The 21,380-nt window shown below is 70.8% G+C and carries 18 protein-coding genes and 1 tRNA gene; 11 read left to right on the top strand and 8 right to left on the bottom strand.

Going from position 1 to position 21,380, the window contains the following annotated elements:
* Positions 1-146 precede the first annotated feature (146 nt).
* From LPA54_RS10640 to rpmH, 8 genes are all read right to left on the bottom strand, one after another.
* Positions 147-1,250, bottom strand: a complete 1,104-nt coding sequence (locus LPA54_RS10640) for a ParB/RepB/Spo0J family partition protein (protein WP_228976196.1) — start codon at positions 1,248-1,250, stop codon at positions 147-149.
* Positions 1,247-2,332, bottom strand: a complete 1,086-nt coding sequence (locus LPA54_RS10635; protein WP_306806490.1) for a ParA family protein — start codon at positions 2,330-2,332, stop codon at positions 1,247-1,249. The genes LPA54_RS10640 and LPA54_RS10635 overlap by 4 nt, the downstream gene beginning before the upstream one ends.
* A 238-nt stretch (positions 2,333-2,570) precedes the next feature.
* Positions 2,571-3,281: a 16S rRNA (guanine(527)-N(7))-methyltransferase RsmG gene (rsmG, locus tag LPA54_RS10630; protein ID WP_228976195.1), complete on the bottom strand. Its 711-nt coding sequence runs from the start codon at positions 3,279-3,281 to the stop codon at positions 2,571-2,573.
* 104 nt (positions 3,282-3,385) lie between these two features.
* A complete protein-coding gene (locus tag LPA54_RS10625) occupies positions 3,386-3,895 on the bottom strand; it encodes a R3H domain-containing nucleic acid-binding protein (protein ID WP_228976194.1) in 510 nt (169 codons plus the stop codon).
* 14 nt (positions 3,896-3,909) lie between these two features.
* A complete protein-coding gene (yidC, locus tag LPA54_RS10620; protein ID WP_228976193.1) occupies positions 3,910-5,145 on the bottom strand; it encodes a membrane protein insertase YidC in 1,236 nt (411 codons plus the stop codon).
* A 3-nt stretch (positions 5,146-5,148) separates the two neighbouring features.
* Positions 5,149-5,475: a membrane protein insertion efficiency factor YidD gene (gene yidD, locus LPA54_RS10615; RefSeq protein ID WP_228976192.1), complete on the bottom strand. Its 327-nt coding sequence runs from the start codon at positions 5,473-5,475 to the stop codon at positions 5,149-5,151.
* Positions 5,472-5,843, bottom strand: coding sequence for a ribonuclease P protein component (gene rnpA, locus LPA54_RS10610; RefSeq protein WP_228976190.1), 372 nt, complete (start codon positions 5,841-5,843; stop codon positions 5,472-5,474). The genes yidD and rnpA overlap by 4 nt, the downstream gene beginning before the upstream one ends.
* Positions 5,844-5,863: 20 nt before the next feature.
* Positions 5,864-6,001 carry a 50S ribosomal protein L34 gene (rpmH, locus tag LPA54_RS10605; protein WP_018846094.1) on the bottom strand — a complete coding sequence of 46 codons (138 nt, stop codon included), beginning with the start codon at positions 5,999-6,001 and terminating at the stop codon, positions 5,864-5,866.
* Between the two features lie 360 nt (positions 6,002-6,361).
* Here rpmH and dnaA point away from each other — a divergent pair, with 360 nt between their 5' ends.
* The 11 genes from dnaA (at position 6,362) to LPA54_RS10550 (ending at position 21,379) form a co-directional block, all read left to right on the top strand.
* Positions 6,362-8,212 (top strand): chromosomal replication initiator protein DnaA, encoded by a 1,851-nt coding sequence (gene dnaA, locus LPA54_RS10600; protein ID WP_308112831.1) that lies wholly within the window; start codon positions 6,362-6,364, stop codon positions 8,210-8,212.
* A gap of 1,049 nt (positions 8,213-9,261) precedes the next feature.
* Entirely contained in the window at positions 9,262-10,392 is a 1,131-nt protein-coding gene (gene dnaN, locus LPA54_RS10595; RefSeq protein WP_228976187.1) for a DNA polymerase III subunit beta, read from the top strand.
* A gap of 91 nt (positions 10,393-10,483) precedes the next feature.
* On the top strand, positions 10,484-11,359 hold the full coding sequence (gene gnd / locus LPA54_RS10590) for a phosphogluconate dehydrogenase (NAD(+)-dependent, decarboxylating) (protein WP_228976186.1): 876 nt from the start codon (positions 10,484-10,486) through the stop codon (positions 11,357-11,359).
* A gap of 31 nt (positions 11,360-11,390) precedes the next feature.
* Positions 11,391-12,518 carry a DNA replication/repair protein RecF gene (gene recF, locus LPA54_RS10585; RefSeq protein ID WP_228976184.1) on the top strand — a complete coding sequence of 376 codons (1,128 nt, stop codon included), beginning with the start codon at positions 11,391-11,393 and terminating at the stop codon, positions 12,516-12,518.
* A complete protein-coding gene (locus LPA54_RS10580; RefSeq protein ID WP_228976183.1) occupies positions 12,515-13,069 on the top strand; it encodes a DUF721 domain-containing protein in 555 nt (184 codons plus the stop codon). The genes recF and LPA54_RS10580 overlap by 4 nt, the downstream gene beginning before the upstream one ends.
* Before the next feature lie 552 nt (positions 13,070-13,621).
* On the top strand, positions 13,622-15,754 hold the full coding sequence (gene gyrB, locus LPA54_RS10575) for a DNA topoisomerase (ATP-hydrolyzing) subunit B (RefSeq protein WP_228976182.1): 2,133 nt from the start codon (positions 13,622-13,624) through the stop codon (positions 15,752-15,754).
* A 41-nt stretch (positions 15,755-15,795) separates the two neighbouring features.
* Positions 15,796-18,447 carry a DNA gyrase subunit A gene (gyrA, locus tag LPA54_RS10570; RefSeq protein ID WP_228976180.1) on the top strand — a complete coding sequence of 884 codons (2,652 nt, stop codon included), beginning with the start codon at positions 15,796-15,798 and terminating at the stop codon, positions 18,445-18,447.
* Positions 18,448-18,543: 96 nt separating this feature from the next.
* On the top strand, positions 18,544-19,110 hold the full coding sequence (locus tag LPA54_RS10565; RefSeq protein ID WP_308112830.1) for a DUF3566 domain-containing protein: 567 nt from the start codon (positions 18,544-18,546) through the stop codon (positions 19,108-19,110).
* Positions 19,111-19,168: 58 nt separating this feature from the next.
* Positions 19,169-19,242: transfer RNA gene (locus LPA54_RS10560), tRNA-Ile, on the top strand.
* Between the two features lie 337 nt (positions 19,243-19,579).
* Positions 19,580-19,708 carry a DLW-39 family protein gene (locus LPA54_RS10555; RefSeq protein WP_010467770.1) on the top strand — a complete coding sequence of 43 codons (129 nt, stop codon included), beginning with the start codon at positions 19,580-19,582 and terminating at the stop codon, positions 19,706-19,708.
* A 315-nt stretch (positions 19,709-20,023) separates the two neighbouring features.
* Positions 20,024-21,379, top strand: a complete 1,356-nt coding sequence (locus tag LPA54_RS10550; RefSeq protein WP_228976176.1) for a hypothetical protein — start codon at positions 20,024-20,026, stop codon at positions 21,377-21,379.
* The last annotated feature ends 1 nt before the right edge of the window (position 21,380 follow it).

Below are 21,380 nucleotides of genomic sequence, written 5' to 3'. Positions count from 1 at the left end.
CGGGCGGCGGATGCGCATACCCGAACGCATCGTATCGATCGGGTGATGACACGCATACGGGAACAAGCCAAAGGGCGGACGTCGCGGCGGTGGCCCCACCGGCGCGCGCCCGCCCCCGGCCTGCGGTGACGCGGTACCTCGCGGGATCAGTCGTCCCCTTCGGCCCTCTCCTGGACGTCCTGGCTCTTCTCCATGACACCGCCCTCACCGGGGGCGAGAGTGCCGAGGATTCGGTTCAGGTCCTCCATGGAGGCGAACTCGACGACGATCTTCCCCTTCTTCTGTCCGAGGTCGACCTTCACCCGGGTCTCGAAGCGGTCAGAGAGCCGCGTGGCGAGTTCGCTCAGCGCGGGGGAGACCCGGGCACCGGCCCGCGGGCCCTTCGGCTTGGCGGGCTTGTCCGGCTCGGACGCCATCAGCGTCACGATCTCCTCGACCGCGCGGACCGACAGGCCCTCGGCGACGATGCGGTAGGCCAGCTTGTCCTGGGCCTCCGGGTCCTCCACCGACAGCAGGGCCCGTGCGTGGCCCGCGGACAGCACACCCGCCGCGACCCGCTTCTGTACCGGGGGTGACAGCCGCAGCAGCCGCAGCGTGTTGGAGACCTGCGGACGCGACCGGCCGACGCGGTCGGCCAGCTGGTCGTGCGTGCAGTTGAAGTCCCTGAGCAGCTGGTCGTAGGCCGCGGCCTCCTCCAGCGGATTGAGCTGCGCCCGGTGGAGGTTCTCCAGCAGCGCGTCGAGCAACAACTGGTCGTCGTCGGTGGCGCGCACGATCGCCGGGATGCGCTCCCAGCCGAGCTCACGACAGGCCCGGAAGCGGCGCTCACCCATGATCAGCTCATAGCGCCCCGGGGCCACCTGCCGGACGACCACCGGCTGGAGGATGCCCACGCCCTTGACGGAGGAGACGAGTTCCGCGAGCGCGTCCTCGTCGAAGACCTTCCGCGGCTGGTGGGGGTTGACCGTGATGGCGTCCAGCGGCAGCTCGGCATAGTGGGCCGCGGCCGGCGCTTCCTGCGGAGGCGCGGCGTCGGCCTGCTCCGGCAGCGTGACGGCGGGCTCGGCCGGAGTGGTGGTCTGGGGGAGCGCCGTCACCTTCGCGGCGGCGACGCCCCGTTCGGCGCCCAGAGCCGGAATGGCTGTCGGGGACGCGGACGCCACGCCGATCGACGTGGTCTGCCGCTCCTGGGGCGCGGCGGGGATCAGCGCACCCAGTCCGCGTCCCAGCCCCCTGCGTCGCTCACTCACTGGATCCCCTCCGACATGCTGTGCTGACTGTGCTGGTGGTGCTGGGCGCCCGGATGGGCGTGCTGGGCGTCGTAGTGGATGCCCGCGCCCCGGAGGGCGATCTCGCGGGCGGCCTCCAGGTAGGAGAGCGCACCGCTGGAGCCCGGATCGTACGTGAGGACCGTCTGCCCGTAGCTCGGTGCCTCTGAGATGCGGACCGAGCGCGGGATGCTGGTGCGCAGCACCTCCTCCCCGAAGTGGTTGCGCACTTCGTCAGCCACCTGGGAGGCGAGCCGGGTACGGCCGTCGTACATGGTGAGCAGGATCGTCGAGACATGCAGGTCGGGATTGAGGTGGCCCCGCACCAGCTCGACGTTGCGCAGGAGCTGGCCCAGCCCTTCCAGCGCGTAGTACTCGCACTGGATGGGGATGAGCACCTCCGCGCCGGCCACCATGGCGTTGACCGTGAGCAGGCCGAGGGACGGCGGGCAGTCGATGAGGATGTAGTCCAACGGCTGCTCGTACGCCTGGATGGCCCGCTGAAGCCTGCTCTCCCGCGCCACCAGCGACACCAGCTCGATCTCCGCACCGGCGAGATCGATGGTGGCCGGGGCGCAGAAGAGTCCTTCGACGTCCTGGACGGGCTGCACCACATCGGAGAGCGGCCTGCTGTCCACGAGGACGTCGTAGATCGAGGGGACCTCGGCGTGGTGGTCGATCCCCAGCGCTGTCGAGGCGTTTCCCTGCGGGTCGAGGTCGATGACCAGGACGCGGGCGCCGTGCAGCGCCAGGGACGCGGCGAGGTTCACCGTGGTGGTCGTCTTCCCCACGCCGCCCTTCTGGTTGGCGACGACCATGATGCGGGTCCGTGCCGGACGAGGGAGCCCTTCACCGGCCCGTCCCAGAGCCTGGGCCGCCAGCTGGGCGGAGTGGCCCAGGGAGGCGTCATCCAGCGGGGGGTGTGTTTCACGTGAAACATCGTCCCCGGAGGGTTCGGTACGGGGGGCGGGGACCGGGTCGGTCATCGGTCCCGCGATGTCGGCGTCGGACCGCAAGGATTCACTCTCCTCGGCTGCAAGCTCGCGATGGACAGAGCCTGCCATGCTTTCGGGGTCGCGAACCAGCGAGGTCGGTGGTTCTGTGGACGAATCCACATCTGTGGACGACTCCGTCACCCCTGTGAGGGGCGTCCTACGGTCTCGTGGCGTGGCAGCCGCACGACCGCGGCTGATGATTCCCTGCAGCAGTGAGCGACGTTTCACGTGAAACACGATGCACTCGCCGCAGGGTCACCACCTCACGACACTCCGAAATAGGTACGTATGAGGATCGAACGGACGGTCACCGGCGTCGGCGTGAGGTCCTCGCCGCCTTGGCCCGCTTCGCGGCGAACCTGACGCCACCGGGGCTCTCCCCGACCTCTACCCGGACCACCGTGGACATCGGGTCGACGATCCCCTCGCCGACCTGGAGCACCGACGTGCGGACGACACCGAGCTTGCTCAGCGCGGCGCGGGCGCCCTGGATCTCCTCCTCCGCCGTGTCGCCCTTCAGCGCCAGCATCTCGCCGTAGGGCCGCAGCAGTGGAACGCCCCAGCCGGCCAGCCGGTCCAGGGGCGCGACGGCGCGGGCGGTGACCACGTGCACGGGGGGCACCTTGCCGAGCATCTCCTCGGCGCGGCCCCGCACGACCGTCACATGGTCCAGCCCCAGCAGCTCGACGATCTCCTGGAGGAAGTTCGTCCGCCGGAGCAGCGGCTCCAGGAGTGTGATCTTGAGATCCGGTCGTACCAGCGCGAGCGGGATGCCGGGCAGGCCGGCTCCGGAGCCCACGTCACAGACCGTCACGCCTTCGGGCACGACCTCGGAGAGCACCGCGCAGTTCAGCAGGTGCCTCTCCCACAGCCGCGGTACTTCCCGGGGGCCGATGAGGCCGCGCTTGACCCCCGCGTCCGCGAGCAGTTCCGCGTACCGGACCGCCTCCGGGAAGAACTCGCCGAACACCATCTGCGCCTCCTGGGGCGCAGGGGGAAGTTCCTCTGCCTCCGACACGGGAACCGTCCTTCCGTACCGCACTACCGCACTGGGTGGCTGACTATCAGGCTGACAAAGATCGGCCCCGCCTGCGAACAGACGGGGCCGAGGGTTCGAGAGGGTCAGGCGGGGAGCACGACGACGAAGCGCTGCGGCTCCTCGCCCTCGGACTCGCTGCGCAGACCGGCCGCCGCTACCGCATCGTGGACGACCTTCCGCTCGAAGGGGCTCATGGGCTTGAGCCTGACGGGCTCGCCGCTGTTCTTCGCCTCGTCCGCGGCCTGGGCGCCCAGCTCGGTGAGCTCGGCGCGCCTCTTGGCGCGGAAACCCGCGATGTCCAGCATGAGCCGGCTGCGGTCGCCGGTCTCCCGGTGCACGGCGAGACGCGTCAGCTCCTGCAGGGCCTCCAGCACCTCACCATCGTGGCCGACGAGCTTCTGCAGATCGCGGCCGGACGAGTCGCCGACGATGGAGACCGCCGCGCGGTCGCCCTCGACGTCCATGTCGATGTCGCCGTCGAGGTCGGCGATGTCGAGCAGACCCTCGAGGTAGTCGGCCGCGATCTCGCCCTCCTGCTCAAGGCGGGTGAGGGTGTCGCCACCCTCGGCGGCGGACGTGGTGCCTTCCGTCACGGATGGACTCCTTCTTACTTCTTCGACGACGGGTGCTTGGGCCGCTGCGGGCCCTTGCGCTGACCGGACTTGGCTTGACGGGTGGAGCCGGAGCCGGCCTTGCCCTGCCGGGGCTGGTCGGGCTCCTCCTGGTCGGCCTTCTTCTCCAGCGAGTGCTTGGCCGTGCCCTGCTGGACGGTGGCCGCCTGGCGCTTGGCCTTCGTCTGACGCTTGGGCTGCTGGCGGCGGGCCGCCGCGGCCTCGGCCTCGGCGACGGCCGGGTCGACCTTCTCCACGGTGCCGTCGGCCTGGGCGGAGAAGCCGGCCTTGGCGAGGGAGCTGACGAAGCGGCGCTCGTTGTCGTTGCGGTCCGGGCCCTTGGCGACGATGGCCTGGACGACGGCGCGCTTGCGGCGACCCCGCACCTCGCCGTGCTGGGTGACGCTCTTCAGCAGTCGCTGCAGGTAGTGGTCCTGGGCCTTGCTGCCCGGCGTCGGGTTCTGGTTGATCACGTACATCTGCTGGCCCATGGTCCACACGTTGGTGGTCAGCCAGTAGACGAGGACGCCGACGGGGAAGTTGATGCCCATCACGGCGAAGATGATCGGGAAGATGTACATCAGCATCTTCTGCTGCTGCATGTACGGGGTCTTCACCGTCAGGTCGACGTTCTTCTGCATCAGCTGGCGCTGGGTGAAGAACTGCGACGCCGACATCAGCACGATCATGATCGCGGTGACGATGCGGACGTCCATGAGGGTGGCGTTGAGCGCCTCCACCTTGCCCGGGTCGTCCATGAACTTGGCCGCGATCGGGGCGCCGAAGATGTGGGCCTCACGCGCGCTGTCGACCAGCTGCTGGTTGAGGCTGCCGATGGTGTCGCCCGACGCGATCTTGCTGAGCACGTGGTAGAGGGCGAAGAAGAACGGCGACTGCAGAAGGATGGGGAGGCACGAGGAGAGCGGGTTGGTGCCCGTCTCCTTGTACAGCTTCATCATCTCTTCGGACTGACGCTGCCGGTCGTTCTTGTAGCGCTCCTGGATGGCCTTCATCTTCGGCTGGAGCGCCTGCATGTTCCGCATCGACTTGATCTGCTTCACGAAGAGCGGGATCAGGCAGATGCGGATGACGATCACCAGGGACACGATGGACAGACCCCAGGCCCAGCCCGTGTCGGGCCCGAAGATCGCCCCGTACAACTTGTGGAACTGGACGATGATCCACGAGACGGGTCCGGTGATGAAGCTGAACAGATTTCCAATCGTGTCCACTAATCAGGCTCCTTGAGCATTGGGCGAGGTCTCTGCGGCCGGGCTCGCCCCGTCGGAGCGCGCGCCCTCGTCGCCGCGCAGCCGTGCGCGCAGCGTTTCGTGCCAGCGGGGGCGCTTGCGCGGCGGCACGTGGTCCACCCCGCCGGGCGACCACGGGTTGCAGCGGAGGATCCGCCAGGCGGTGAGGGCCGTGCCCTTGAGGGCACCGTGCCGGTCGATGGCGGTGTAGCCGTAGTGGGAACACGAGGGGTAGTACCTGCAGACCGGGCCCAGCAGTGGGCTGATCGTCCACTGGTAGATCTTGATCAGGGCCAGCAGCGGGTACTTCATCGCGCGCCCCCTCCCAGCAGCCGCCCCAGGGCGGCGTCCAGGTCTCGGGCCAGCTGTGCATGGTCGGCGTCGCCCGCGCCGGGCAGCGCTCGTACTACCACCAGGCTACCGGGGGGCAGGACGGCGAGCCGCTCCCGCATCAGGTGCCGCAGTCTGCGCTTCACCTGGTTGCGGACGACTGCCCCGCCGACGGCCTTGCTGACGACGAAACCCGCACGTGTCGGGGGAGCGCTCTCCCCTGACGCGTGCGGGTCCGTTGCACCGCTTCTCAGGTGGACGACGAGGAGCGGGCGGCCGGCCCGGCGTCCTCGGCGTACCGCGGTCGCGAAGTCCTCGCGCCGCCTCAGCCGATTCTCGGTAGGCAGCACGTCATGACCTGTTTAAGCGATCAGGCGGACAGGTTGGCGCGACCCTTGCTGCGGCGGTTCGCCAGGATGGCGCGGCCGGCGCGGGTACGCATGCGCAGACGGAAACCGTGGGTCTTCGCGCGACGACGGTTGTTCGGCTGGAAGGTGCGCTTGCTCACTCGGGGGCTCCAGAAATGATTCGGGTGGTGGCGGGACATCGCCTGGCTGTCACCGTGCGCCCACGAGTAGCTCGCAATACGCCCGAGTGCACCGCTTCACGATCACTGACCATGATCTTTGCCCATCGGAGGCAGGCGGCAGCAGCCATCGACAACTCGACCTGGTTACGGTACGCGCGGCTGCGCCATCCGGTCAAACCAGCATGACAGCGGCCCCGGCTATGCACAGGCTGTGGACAACAACTTGAACCGCGCGAGCTGCCGCGACTACCGTGGCCGGACTCGGATTCGTTTCCTGCCTGTCCTTCCCATCCCGTCCCAGAAACACACATTCGTGGGACCCGTGAGAGAGCGTGCCCCGTGGCTGACGTACCTGCTGATCTTGCCGCAGTGTGGCCACGAGTGCTGGAGCACCTGCTCGGTGAGGGGCAGCAGGGCATCGAGCCGAAGGACAAGCAGTGGATCGAGCGGTGCCAGCCGCTCGCCCTGGTGGCGGACACCGCCCTCCTCGCCGTTCCCAACGAGTGGGGCAAGCGCGTCCTGGAGGGCCGGCTCGCCCCGCTGATCAGCGACACGCTGAGCCGCGAGTGCGGCCGCCCCATCCGGATCGCGATCACCGTGGACGACTCCGCGGGCGACCAGGCCCCGCCGCCCGGCCCGGAGCGCCACCAGCCCCACCAGTCCCGGTACGACGAGCGGGGCCAGGGCGAGCCGTACGACGCGTACGGCCGGCCCACCGACGACGGCCTGCCGGGTGTGCGCCCCGCCTACCCCGACTACCAGCAGCAGCGCCCCGAGCCCGGTGCCTGGCCGCGCGCCCAGGAGGACCTGTCCTGGCAGCAGCCGCGGCTCGGCGGCTTCCAGGACCGCGACCCGTACGCGACGGCCCGGCCGCAGCAGCCGCACCACGACTACGGCACCCCGCCGGGCCCCGAGCACGGCGGGTACGACTCCCGCCGCGGCGAGCGGCGCGAGCTCCCCGATTCCCAGGGGCACCAGCACCGGCCGGGCGGCCCCTCGGGCTCCGGCGGGCCGGGCGGCCGGGGCGGCGCGGGCGACCGCGGCCAGGCGCCGGGTCACGGCTCGATGGGCGGACCCGGTTCCATGGGCGGGCCGGGGCCCATGGGCGGTACGGGCGGGGGCGCGGGGTCCGGCGGCTCGGGCGCGCCGGGGGAGCAGCACGCGCGGCTCAACCCGAAGTACCTCTTCGACACGTTCGTCATCGGCTCGTCGAACCGGTTCGCGCACGCGGCGGCCGTCGCGGTCGCCGAGGCGCCGGCCAAGGCCTACAACCCGCTCTTCATCTACGGCGAGTCCGGGCTCGGCAAGACGCACCTCCTGCACGCGATCGGGCACTACGCCCGCAGCCTCTACCCGGGCACCCGGGTGCGGTACGTGAGTTCGGAGGAGTTCACCAACGAGTTCATCAACTCCATCCGCGACGGCAAGGGCGACACCTTCCGCAAGCGCTACCGCGACGTGGACATCCTGCTCGTCGACGACATCCAGTTCCTGGCGAGCAAGGAGTCGACGCAGGAGGAGTTCTTCCACACCTTCAACACCCTCCACAACGCCAACAAGCAGATCGTGCTCTCCTCGGACCGGCCGCCCAAGCAGCTGATGACGCTGGAGGACCGGTTGCGCAACCGGTTCGAGTGGGGGCTGACGACGGACGTCCAGCCGCCGGAGCTGGAGACGCGGATCGCGATCCTGCGCAAGAAGGCGGTGCAGGAGCAGCTCAACGCCCCCCCGGAGGTGCTGGAGTTCATCGCGTCGCGGATCTCGCGGAACATCCGCGAGTTGGAGGGCGCGCTGATCCGGGTGACGGCGTTCGCCAGCCTCAACCGGCAGCCGGTGGACCTGGTGCTCACCGAGAGCGTGCTCAAGGACCTGATCCCGGGTGGCGAGGACAGCGCTCCGGAGATCACCGCGGGCGCCATCATGGCGGCGACGGCGGACTACTTCGGCCTGACGGTCGAGGACCTGTGCGGATCGTCGCGCAGCCGCGTACTGGTGACGGCCCGCCAGATCGCGATGTACCTGTGCCGGGAGCTCACGGACCTGTCGCTGCCGAAGATCGGCGCGCAGTTCGGCGGCCGGGACCACACGACGGTGATGCACGCGGACCGGAAGATCCGCGCGCTGATGGCGGAGCGCCGCTCCATCTACAACCAGGTCACGGAGCTGACCAACCGCATCAAGAACGGCTGATCCCGCCGACGGGGCCAGGGCGGGGCACGCGAGGGCGTTCCGGACGGGGTCCGGGGCGCCCTCCGTCGTTCCCGGAAGCGCCCGAAGCCGGCCCTGGACCGGCCTTCGAAGCGCCTCTGAGCCACCCGCCGGACGTCCACCGGGCCACCCGCCGGACGTCTCCGAACCACCCCGCCGGACGTCCCCGAACCACCCCGCCGGACACCTCTCGGACCACCCGCCGGGCCCTTCCGGCTGTCCTCCGGGAGCCCAGCCGGCCTCCGAGCACCCTCCCCGGTGTTCGAATACCGTCGCCGCCCGGCTCGTTCTCCACAGAAGTACGGTCGATCTCCCGTCCACAGCCTGGGGACCCCCGAGTTATCCGGATCTCCTCCACAGGCGGACCGTCGCCTCTACGATCATGCCTGGTCAGCCGGTTGTGGAATTGTGGCCGACCGCCCTCCACAGCCTGTGGACAGAGAAACCGTCCACAAGCGGTGCTCGCGGTTGTCCACCAGCGGCCCACAGGAACGGGGCCATGGTCCACAGCTTCTCCACACCGCTGTCCACTGTTCGGCAACGAAACACCCCCGCTCACTGCCGCGAGTGAAAGCGGTCACACCAAGGCGCCGGATTGGGCTGTGGGGAACGTGGGTAAAGCTGGGGACGGCGCTGGGGAGAAGTGCGCCCTGCCTGTGCATCGGGTGTGCAGAACTTTGCCGCGTCCACAGCGGACCCCGGTTGTCCACCGCTGCCGCCCACAGGGCCGGTGGACAAAATTCAGGCCGTGACCTGCGCAAACGGCGTTATCCACGGTTTCCACAGCACCTACTACTACTCCCACTCAGAGTTAGCTGGGAATCCGATGGGAAGCAGGGGCTGTGCACAACTCGGGCCCGGACCGCCGGCTGCGGCACGGCGCGACTTGACCCCGAGCCGCACCGACTGTCGGCGGCGTACGTCAGACTGGACCCCGGCAACCCGACCCCGGCGCCACGGCGGCGGAGGCACCGGATGCCGGACGAGGAAGGCCAGCAGGGCGAGCCAGCGAAAGCAGGAGGCGGCGTACGGTGAAAATCCGGGTGGAGCGCGATGTACTCGCGGAGGCGGTGGCCTGGGTGGCCCGCAGCCTCCCGGCCCGTCCGCCCGCGCCCGTGCTCGCGGGCCTTCTGCTGAAGGCCGAGGACGGTGCGCTGAGCTTCTCCAGCTTCGACTACGAGGTCTCCGCGCGGGTCTCCGTCGACGCCGAGGTCGAGGAGGACGGCACGGTCCTGGTGTCCGGGCGACTGCTCGCCGACATCTGCCGCGCCCTCCCCAACCGCCCCGTGGAGATTTCCACAGACGGTGTACGGGCGACGGTGGTCTGCGGCTCGTCCCGCTTCACCCTCCACACCCTGCCGGTGGAGGAGTACCCGGCGCTGCCGCAGATGCCGACCGCGACCGGCACGGTCCCCGGCGAGGTCTTCGCCTCCGCCGCGGCCCAGGTCGCCATCGCCGCCGGCCGTGACGACACGCTCCCCGTGCTCACCGGCGTACGCATCGAGATCGAGGGCGACCGGGTCACGCTGGCCTCCACCGACCGCTACCGCTTCGCGGTGCGCGAGTTCCTGTGGAAGCCGGAGTCCCCGGACGCGTCGGCCGTCGCGCTGGTGCCCGCCAAGACGCTCCTCGACACCGCCAAGGCACTCACCAGCGGTGACACGGTCACCCTGGCGCTCTCCGGCTCCGGCGCCGGCGAGGGCCTCATCGGCTTCGAGGGCGCGGGCCGGCGCACGACGACCCGGCTGCTCGAGGGCGACCTGCCGAAGTACCGGACGCTCTTCCCGACCGAGTTCAACTCGATCGCCACGATCGAGACGGCGCCGTTCGTCGAGGCCGTGAAGCGCGTGGCGCTGGTCGCCGAGCGCAACACCCCGGTCCGGCTCAGCTTCGAGCAGGGGGTGCTCATCCTGGAGGCCGGCTCCAGCGACGACGCACAGGCTGTGGAGCGGGTGGACGCGCACCTGGAGGGCGACGACATCTCGATCGCCTTCAACCCGACCTTCCTGCTCGACGGCCTCAGCGCCATCGACGCCCCGGTCGCCCAGCTGTCGTTCACGACCTCCACCAAGCCCGCGCTCCTGAGCGGCAAGCCGGGTGTGGACGCGGAGGCCGACGAGGCCTACAAGTACCTGATCATGCCGGTTCGGCTCAGTGGCTGAGTGAGCGGCTGACCCCACAGGTGTGCACCCGTGTCCGGGCGTAGTCTCGGACACGGGTACGAAGCCGCACACAACGCGTAAGGAAGATCTGATGGAGCTCGGTCTCATCGGCCTCGGCAAGATGGGCGGGAACATGCGCGAGCGCATCCGCCGCGCGGGCCACACCGTCGTCGGGTACGACCGCAACGCCGACCTCGCCGACGTCCACAGCCTCGAGGAGCTCGTGGGCGCGCTGAAGGGCCCGCGCGTCGTCTGGGTCATGGTCCCGGCGGGCGAGGCCACCCAGTCGACCATCGACCGGCTGGCCGAGCTGCTCTCCCCCGGCGACGTCGTCGTGGACGGCGGCAACTCCCGCTGGACGGACGACGAGAAGCACGCCGCGGAGCTGGCCGCCAAGGGCATCGGCTTCGTCGACTGCGGCGTCTCGGGCGGTGTGTGGGGCCTCGAGAACGGCTACGCGCTCATGTACGGCGGCACCGCCGAGGACGTGGCGAAGGTCCAGCCGGTCTTCGACGCGCTGAAGCCGGAGGGCGACTTCGGCTCCGTCCACGCGGGCAAGGTCGGCGCCGGCCACTTCGCGAAGATGGTCCACAACGGCATCGAGTACGCGATGATGCAGGCCTTCGCCGAGGGCTGGGAGCTGCTGGAGGCCGTGGACTCCGTCACCGACGTCCGCGAGGTCTTCCGGTCCTGGCAGGAGGGGACGGTCATCCGCTCCTGGCTGCTCGACCTGGCCGTCCGCGCGCTCGACGACGACGAGCACCTGGGCAAGCTGCGGGGCTACGCGTCGGACTCCGGCGAGGGCCGGTGGACGGTCGAGGCCGCCATCGACAACGCCGTGCCGCTGCCCGCGATCACCGCCTCCCTGTTCGCGCGGTTCGCCTCGCGGCAGGACGACTCGCCGCAGATGAAGATGATCGCCGCCCTGCGCAACCAGTTCGGCGGTCACGCGGTCGAGTCCAAGTAACACGCAGCAGCCGGGAGAGGTCGGCGCCACCATGCACGTCACGCATCTGTCGCTGGCCGACTTCCGCTCCTACGCCCGGGTCGAGGTCCCGCTCGACCCGGGCGTCAGCGTCTTCGTCGGCGCCAACGGACAGGGCAAGACGAACCTCGTCGAGGCCGTCGGCTACCTCGCGACCCTCGGCAGCCACCGCGTGTCGTCCGACGCGCCCCTCGTCCGGATCGGCGCCGACCGGGCCGTGATCCGCGCGGCGGTGCGGCAGGGCGAGCGGCAGCAGCTCGTCGAGCTGGAGCTCAACCCCGGCAAGGCCAACCGCGCCCGCGTCAACCGGTCCTCCCAGGTCAGGCCCCGAGACGTGCTCGGGATCATACGGACGGTGCTGTTCGCGCCCGAGGACCTCGCCCTGGTGAAGGGCGACCCCGGGGAGCGGCGCCGGTTCCTCGACGAGTTGATCACCGCGCGCTCGCCGCGCATGGCCGGGGTGCGCTCCGACTACGACCGGGTCCTCAAGCAGCGCAACACCCTCCTGAAGACCGCCGCCATGGCCCGCCGGCACGGCGGCCGCTCCCTGGACCTGTCCACCCTCGACGTGTGGGACCAGCACCTCGCGCACACCGGCGCGGAGCTCCTCGCCCAGCGGCTGGACCTCGTCGCCACGCTCCAGCCGCTCGCCGTGAAGGCGTACGAGCAGCTCGCGCCCGGTGGCGGCCCCGTCGCGCTGGAGTACCGCGGCCCGGTCGGTGACGTCGCCGTGACGGCCGGGCGCGAGGAGCTGGCCGAACGGCTGCTGGGCGCGCTGGCCGAGGTCCGCAGGCAGGAGATCGAGCGGGGCGTCACCCTCGTCGGGCCGCACCGCGACGACCTCGGGCTGATGCTCGGGCAGATGCCCGCCAAGGGGTACGCCAGCCACGGCGAGTCCTGGTCGTACGCGCTGGCGCTGCGGCTCGCCTCCTACGACCTGCTGCGCTCCGAGGGCAACGAGCCCGTGCTCGTCCTGGACGACGTCTTCGCCGAGCTCGACGGCCGGCGGCGGGAGCGGCTGGCGGAGCTCGTCGCCCCCGGCGAGCAGGTGCTGGTGACGGCCGCGGTCGACGACGACGTGCCCGGGGTGCTGGCGGGCAGGCGGTACGCGGTGGCGGAAGGGGCGGTGGAGCCCGTATGAGCACGCAGTCGCGGGCGGCGGCGTCCGCCGAGGCGCCCGTCCCCGAGCCGTCCGGCGTGGACCTCGCGCGCGTCGCGCTGCGCGCCGCGAAGGAGCAGGCCAAGGCGCGGGGCGCGGCGGCGCAGCAGAAGAAGCAGGCGCGTCGCGGCGGCGGGTTGCGCTCCGGGGCGCGGGCCGACGGGCGGGACCCGCTGCCGCTCGGCGCCGCGATCAACCGGCTGATCACCGAGCGCGGCTGGGAGACGCCCGCCGCGGTCGGCGGGGTGATGGGGCGCTGGCCGCAGATCGTCGGCGAGGACCTGGCCAAGCACTGCGTGCCCCTGCGGTACGACGAGGACCCCGACGAGCGGGTCCTCACCGTCCAGTGCGACTCGACGGCGTGGGCGACGCAGCTGCGGCTGCTCGCCCCGCGGCTCGTCGCCCGGCTCAACGAGGACCTCGGCCACGGGACCGTCCGCATCATCCGCGTCCTCGGCCCGGGAGGACCGCGGCGGGGGTACGGGCCGCTGCGCGCGCCGGGGAGCACCGGCGCGGGCGACACGTACGGCTGACGAGGACGGCTGACGAGGCAGGCGCTCCACGGCGACGGGTGGTGACGGCGACCGGCCCCCGCCGCCCGCCCCCTCGCGGGGCCGGACCGATCGTCTCCGGCCACCTCGCGCGCCGCCTCCCGCCCCCGCCACCGGCCGCTACCGGGAGGCTCCCGGGGCGGTGCCGCACGCCACCCCCCGCGGGCCGGACCGCCGTCTCGGGCGGGGCGCGGGAACCGGGGAACGCGCCGGAGTCGTCCACAGGCGGTGGAGGAGCGCGTACCGGGCGGTGGACGGCGCGGTGAACAGGGCTGTGACCTGCTGCGTACCGGTGGGTGGCGGGGTGCGTCGAGGGCCCGGGGAGCGTGGTGCCGGGGCGGGGTCGCGGTGGTAGCGGGTGGTTGACATGCCGAAGCGCTGAGTGCCCGCGTGAGCCTCTTGGACACCCGTCCCGGATATGGGGAGTCGGCTGGCGCCGGTTCAGGGCGGCACATGCGGACTCAGGTACCGGCAAACCCCCATGAGTGTCAGCGCTACCGGTAGACTGGTGGGTAATCCCGCCCACTGCGGAACATGTCGAACGACGCAGCCCCTCCCGGGCTCCCCGAGAGGTGGCTCGCGCTGTGCCAGAAAGGGCGCTTCGTGGCCGATTCCGGCAACCCCAACGAGAACATTCCGTCCACTCCTGCCGGCGAGAACGGCGAGGCCCCGGCACCGGGCCCCGCGGCGTACGACGCCAGCGCGATCACCGTCCTCGAGGGTCTGGACGCGGTACGCAAGCGCCCGGGCATGTACATCGGCTCGACCGGTGAGCGCGGCCTGCACCACATGGTGCAGGAGGTCGTCGACAACTCCGTCGACGAGGCGCTGGCCGGCCACGCGGACACCATCGACGTGACGATCCTGGCCGACGGCGGCGTCAAGGTCGTGGACAACGGCCGCGGCATCCCCGTGGACATCCACCCCGTCGAGAAGAAGCCGGCCGTCGAGGTCGTGCTCACCGTCCTGCACGCGGGTGGGAAGTTCGGCGGCGGCGGCTACGCCGTCTCCGGCGGTCTGCACGGCGTCGGCGTCTCCGTCGTCAACGCGCTCTCCTCGCGGGTCTCCGTCGACATCAAGCGCGACGGCTACCGCTGGACGCAGGACTACAAGCTGGGCGTGCCCACCGCCCCGCTGGCGCAGCACGAGGCCGTCGAGGACTCCGGCACCACGGTGACCTTCTGGGCCGACCCGGACGTCTTCGAGACGACCGAGTACTCCTTCGAGACGCTGTCGCGGCGCTTCCAGGAGATGGCGTTCCTCAACAAGGGCCTGACGATCACGCTCACCGACGAGCGCGAGTCGGCGAAGGCCACGATGAACGCCGACGACCCGGACGCCTCCGCCGAGGCCCCCGAGGCGCAGCCGGCCCGCTCGGTGACGTACTACTACGAGGGCGGCATCGTCGACTTCGTCAAGTACCTCAACTCCCGCAAGGGCGAGCTGATCCACCCGACGGTCATCGACGTCGAGGCCGAGGACAAGGACCGGCTGCTGTCGGTCGAGATCGCCATGCAGTGGAACTCGCAGTACACCGAGGGCGTGTACTCCTTCGCGAACACGATCCACACGCACGAGGGCGGCACGCACGAGGAGGGCTTCCGCGCGGCGCTGACCGGTCTCGTCAACCGCTACGCGCGCGACAAGAAGCTGCTGCGGGAGAAGGACGACAACCTCACGGGTGAGGACATCCGCGAGGGTCTGACCGCGATCATCTCCGTCAAGCTCGGCGAGCCGCAGTTCGAGGGCCAGACGAAGACGAAGCTCGGCAACACCGAGGCGAAGACCTTCGTGCAGAAGGTCGTCCACGAGCACCTGTCGGACTGGTTCGACCGCAACCCCAACGAGGCCGCGGACATCGTCCGCAAGGCCATCCAGGCCGCCACCGCGCGCGTGGCCGCGCGCAAGGCGCGCGACCTGACGCGCCGCAAGGGGCTGCTGGAGTCGGCGTCGCTGCCGGGCAAGCTCTCGGACTGCCAGTCGAACGACCCGGCCAAGTGCGAGATCTTCATCGTCGAGGGCGACTCCGCCGGCGGCTCCGCCAAGTCCGGCCGGAATCCCGAGTTCCAGGCCATCCTGCCCATCCGCGGCAAGATCCTGAACGTCGAGAAGGCGCGGATCGACAAGATTCTCCAGAACACCGAGGTCCAGGCGCTGATCTCCGCCTTCGGCACCGGGGTCCACGAGGACTTCGACATCGAGAAGCTCCGCTATCACAAGATCATCTTGATGGCGGACGCCGACGTCGACGGCCAGCACATCAACACCCTGCTGCTGACCTTCCTCTTCCGCTTCATGCGGCCGCTGGTCGAGGCCGGGCACGTCTACCTCTCCCGCCCCCCGCTGTACAAGATCAAGTGGGGTCGGGACGACTTCGAGTACGCCTACTCGGACCGCGAGCGCGACGCGCTCGTCGAGCTCGGCAAGCAGAACGGCAAGCGCATCCGCGAGGACTCCATCCAGCGCTTCAAGGGCCTCGGCGAGATGAACGCCGAGGAGCTGCGCATCACGACCATGGACCAGGACCACCGGGTGCTCGGCCAGGTCACGCTCGACGACGCGGCCCAGGCCGACGACCTGTTCTCGGTGCTGATGGGCGAGGACGTGGAGGCGCGGCGCTCGTTCATCCAGCGCAACGCCAAGGACGTCCGCTTCCTCGACATCTGAGTCGGTCTCAGCTGACCGTACGAAAGGACTGAAGACCAGCAATGGCCGACGAGAACACCCCCGCCGCCGTGACGCCCGAAGAGGAGCCCGTCGTCCCCGGCGTGGGCATGCGGGTCGAGCCCGTCGGGCTCGAGACCGAGATGCAGCGCTCGTACCTCGACTACGCGATGTCCGTCATCGTGTCGCGTGCGCTGCCCGACGTGCGGGACGGCCTCAAGCCCGTCCACCGGCGCGTCCTGTACGCCATGTACGACGGCGGGTACCGGCCCGAGAAGGGCTTCTACAAGTGCGCCCGCGTCGTCGGCGACGTCATGGGCACGTACCACCCGCACGGCGACTCCTCCATCTACGACGCGCTCGTCCGCCTCGCGCAGCCGTGGTCGATGCGGCTGCCGCTCGTGGACTCCAACGGCAACTTCGGTTCCCCGGGCAACGACCCGGCCGCCGCCATGCGGTACACCGAGTGCAAGATGACGCCGCTGTCGATGGAGATGCTCCGCGACATCGACGAGGAGACCGTCGACTTCCAGGACAACTACGACGGGCGCAACCAGGAGCCGACGGTCCTGCCGTCCCGCTTCCCCAACCTCCTGGTCAACGGCTCCGCCGGCATCGCGGTCGGCATGGCGACCAACATCCCGCCGCACAACCTCCGCGAGGTCGCGGCCGGCGCCCAGTGGGCGCTGGAGCACCCCGACGCCTCCCACGAGGAGCTGCTCGACGCGCTCATCGAGCGCATCAAGGGCCCCGACTTCCCGACCGGCGCCCTCGTCGTCGGCCGCAAGGGCATCGAGGAGGCGTACCGCACGGGGCGCGGCTCCATCACGATGCGCGCGGTCGTCCAGGTCGAGGAGATCCAGAACCGCCAGTGCCTGGTGGTCACGGAGCTGCCCTACCAGGTCAACCCGGACAACCTGGCGCAGAAGATCGCCGACCTCGTCAAGGACGGCAAGATCGGCGGCATCGCGGACGTCCGCGACGAGACCTCCTCGCGCACCGGCCAGCGCCTCGTCATCGTCCTCAAGCGGGACGCGGTCGCCAAGGTCGTGCTCAACAACCTCTACAAGCACACCGACCTCCAGACGAACTTCGGCGCGAACATGCTCGCGCTGGTCGACGGCGTGCCGCGCACCCTCTCGCTCGACGCGTTCATCCGCCACTGGGTGACGCACCAGATCGAGGTCATCGTCCGCCGTACGCGCTTCCGGCTGCGCAAGGCCGAGGAGCGGGCGCACATCCTGCGCGGCCTGCTGAAGGCGCTCGACGCGATCGACGAGGTCATCGCCCTCATCCGGCGCAGCGACACCGTCGAGGTCGCCCGCGGCGGCCTGATGGAGCTGCTGGAGATCGACGAGATCCAGGCGAACGCCATCCTGGAGATGCAGCTGCGCCGGCTGGCCGCCCTGGAGCGCCAGAAGATCGTCGCCGAGCACGACGAGCTCCAGGCGAAGATCAACGAGTACAACCGCATCCTCGCCTCCGAGACCCGCCAGCGGCAGATCGTCAGCGAGGAGCTGGCACAGCTGGTGGAGAAGTTCGGCGACGACCGCCGCAGCCAGCTCGTGCCGTTCGACGGCGACATGTCCATCGAGGACCTGATCGCCGAGGAGGACATCGTCGTCACCATCACGCGTGGCGGCTACGTGAAGCGCACGAAGACCGACGACTACCGCTCGCAGCGGCGCGGCGGCAAGGGCGTGCGGGGCGCGAAGCTGAAGGAAGACGACATCGTCGACCACTTCTTCGTCTCCACCACGCACCACTGGCTGCTGTTCTTCACCAACAAGGGCCGCGTCTACCGGGCCAAGGCGTACGAGCTGCCGGACGCCGGCCGGGACGCCCGCGGCCAGCACGTCGCCAACCTGCTGGCCTTCCAGCCGGACGAGCAGATCGCCGAGATCCTCGCGATCCGCGACTACGAGGCCGCGCCCTACCTGGTCCTCGCGACCAAGGCCGGCCTGGTGAAGAAGACGCCGCTGAAGGACTACGACTCGCCCCGCTCGGGCGGCGTCATCGCCATCAACCTGCGCGAGCGGGAGGACGGCGGCGACGACGAGCTGATCGGCGCCGAGCTGGTCTCCGCCGAGGACGACCTGCTGCTCATCAGCCGCAAGGCCCAGTCCATCCGCTTCACCGCGACGGACGACGCGCTGCGCCCCATGGGCCGCGCCACGTCCGGTGTGAAGGGCATGAGCTTCCGCGAGGGCGACGAGCTGCTGTCGATGAACGTCGTCCGCCCCGGCACGTACGTCTTCACCGCGACGGACGGCGGCTACGCCAAGCGGACGCCCGTCGACGAGTACCGGGTGCAGGGCCGTGGCGGTCTGGGCATCAAGGCTGCGAAGATCGTGGAGGACCGCGGCTCGCTCGTCGGCGCGCTGGTGGTCGAGGAGACCGACGAGATCCTCGCCATCACGCTGTCCGGTGGTGTGATTCGCACGCGCGTCAACGAAGTCAGGGAGACCGGCCGTGACACCATGGGTGTCCAGCTGATCAACCTGGGCAAGCGCGATGCCGTCGTAGGTATCGCACGGAACGCCGAGGCCGGTGCCGAGGCCGAGGCGGTCGAGGAGACCGACGCGGCCGACGGTGTGGTCCCGGACGCGGAAGGGACCGAGGCCGCCGCCGGTAGCGGAGCGGTGGTCGAGGCAGCCGGGGACACGGAGTCCCCGGCCGGGGAGCACGAGGAGTAAAGCGTGAGCGGAGCCACGGGCGCCGGTTCGGCCGGCTCGGCCGCCAAGAGAGCGAACGGTGCCCGTGGCCCAGCCACGGACTCCCAGGGGGTAGCGGTGACCGACACCCGGGGGCCGAAGCCCCCGTACGACACACAAGAGGACGGCCCGCTGCCCGGTGGACGGCCGTCCACCGGCAAGCAGAAGGCCCAGCCGTACCACCCGCCGCAGGCGTACGCGGCGGACGGCCAGGAGGACGCGCACGGGTCCGCCACGGTCCGCCGCCCCCGTACGGGGGCCAAGACCACTCCGCGCACGCGCAAGGCGCGGCTGCGGGTCGCCAAGGCGGACCCGTGGTCGGTGATGAAGGTGAGCTTCCTGCTCTCCATCGCCCTGGGCATCTGCACGGTCGTCGCGGCGGCCGTGCTGTGGATGGTCATGGACGCCATGGGGGTCTTCTCCACGGTCGGCGCCACGATCAGCGACGCCACCGGCTCCACGGCGAGCAACGGGTTCGACCTCCAGGCGTTCCTGTCGCTCCCCCGCGTGCTGCTCTTCACCTCCGTGATCGCGGTCATCGACGTGGTGCTCGCCACGGCGCTGGCCACGCTCGGCGCGTTCATCTACAACCTCGCCGCCGGTTTCGTGGGCGGCGTGGAGCTGACCCTCGCCGAGGACGAGTAGCGATTTTGGCGGGAGCCGTCCTGTGCGCTAATCTTCAGAGGTCAGCGCGCAGCGCGGAGGGGCTATAGCTCAGTTGGTTAGAGCGCATCCCTGATAAGGATGAGGCCACAGGTTCAAATCCTGTTAGCCCCACAGCGCAGAGGCCCCCGACCGGCAACGGTCGGGGGCCTCTGGTGTTCACGGGCCACTTCGGGCAGCCGCCCGGGTGAGGGTCCGGCCGGTACCGCGATCGACCAGCCGAGGACGGGGTCCTGGGCTCACACCCTGTCGGCCCCGCAGTGACGACGAGGCGTCCCCCGGACGGGGGGGCGCCTTTCGCGTGTTCCCGGGCGGGCGTCGCGCCCTGCCGTGCGCGGCGTCGGGACGGTGTCGTACTGTCGTCCGGAGATAGGTCACCGATTGATATCGGTCGGTGTGTATAGTCGGGCGCCATAAGGTCCCCTACGTCAACGAAAGACGAGGTCGCGCGGTGAAGAAGCTCCTCCTGGTCGCACTGGCCGCCATCGGCGGGCTCCTCGTGTACCGCCAGATCCAGGCGGATCGCGCCGAGCAGGATCTGTGGACGGAGGCGACCGACTCCGTGCCCGCGGGTTCGTGAGACGCGCCAGCTGTTCGTGAGGGGCCCCGGTCGCTGGGAAGCGATCGGGGCCCCTCGCCGTTTCACCCCGCCCCTTGTTCGCGGACGTGAACGGACTCGTTGCAGATGCGAAGCGGCGGGGTGGGGCCCGGCCGGTCGGGTTCCGTCGCAGACAGCGCCGGGGTCGCCGGGGCAGGATGGTGCGGCCGTGGTGACGACGAGGGGAAGCGCGTGAAGAGGCGGGACCGGAGCGGGAGCACGGGGGGCGGGCGTGCCGGGGCGGCCGGCGGGGCACGGGGCGGCGGCCCAGCGAAGCGCGCCGCGGTACGGGGCGCGGTGGCCGCCGTACTGGCCGGGACGTCGCTGCTCGCCGCGGGGGCCGGGGCGGGGCAGGCGCGGGCGGCCGGCGAACCCGCCGCCTACGGGTTCGCCGCGGAGGCCCGGCCGGTGAGCGGCGCCTCGACGACGAGCGACGCGCCGCGCCTCGACGCCGGCGCCGTGTACAAGGACGCCCTCCGGCGCGACGGGAAGCTGATCTACCGGGTCGACCTGGACGACGCCCACCACGCGTACGTCTCCGCCGTCGCCGTACCGCCGCGGGGCGCCGAACTCTCCTACCGGGACCAGCTGTCGGTGTCGCTGCAGGACCGCGACGGGTCCGACTGCTCCAGTACCAGCACGCAGTTCGGGTCCGCCGACTTCGCCCGGCCGCTCGCCGCGTACGCGCACCGCACCCTCGAAACCGACCGGTCGCGGTGCCGGGACGCCGGGTCGTACTACGTCGTCGTGGAGCGCGAGGGCCAGGACGCCTCCTCGGCCGAGCCGTGGGGCCTGGAACTGCGGCACGTACTGGAGCCGGCGCTCTCCTCGACGGGCCCGACGAAGGCACCGGAGGGCTGGCCGAGCGCCTCACCGGCACCGCCCGCGGGCGGCCCCCGGGAACGGGCCGGCGGCACCGGGTTCGCCGACGCGCCCGGCCTCGCCGAGGGCGAGTGGACCGACCGCATCGAGCCGGGCGAGAGCCGCTTCTACCGGATCCCGGTCGACTGGGGCCAGCAGCTCTTCGTCAGCGCCGACCTCGGCAGCGCGGCCGGCGGCGGCTTCGTGTCCGGCGCGCTGCCCGTCTCGCTGTACAACCCGGCGCTCGGCCTCGTCGACAGCGCCGACTCCCTCGCGTACGACGGCAAGCAGAAGTCGGCGGCCCTCGACCCGCTGCCGCCGGTGGCGTACGAGAACCGGTACGCCTCCGCCACCAAGACCAACGGGATGCGCTTCGCCGGGTGGTACTACCTGCGCGTCAGCCTCAACCCCAAGGTCGCGCAGGTCTTCGGGAAGAAGCCGTACGGGCTGACGCTGCGGGTGAACGTCGAGCACGACGCCGCGCCCCCGCCGCCCTACGCCGGGCCGGCCGGGATCTTCGCCGTGACGGACGACGACCGGCGCGCGGCGACCGACGGCGCGAGCGGTACGTCGCCGGGGGACGGCGGCGGCACCATGCGGCTGGTCGCGGCGGGCGGCATCGGAGCCGGCACGCTGCTGCTGCTCGGGCTCGGCGCCTGGACGGTCGTGGCGCGGCGACGCGCGGACGCGGGGACGGGCGCGGGCACCGGGGCCGAGCCGGTCGGCGCCGTGGGGGCGCCGGGGGCCACCGGGCCCGCGGGGTTCGGACCGCCGCGGGGCGGCGGATGGTGAC

Origin of the sequence: Streptomyces sp. DH12, assembly GCF_020873895.1 — a bacterium.
Classification (GTDB): domain Bacteria; phylum Actinomycetota; class Actinomycetes; order Streptomycetales; family Streptomycetaceae; genus Streptomyces.
Note: the sequence above shows the minus strand (reverse complement) of the source record. Positions and strands in the feature narration are given on the sequence as shown.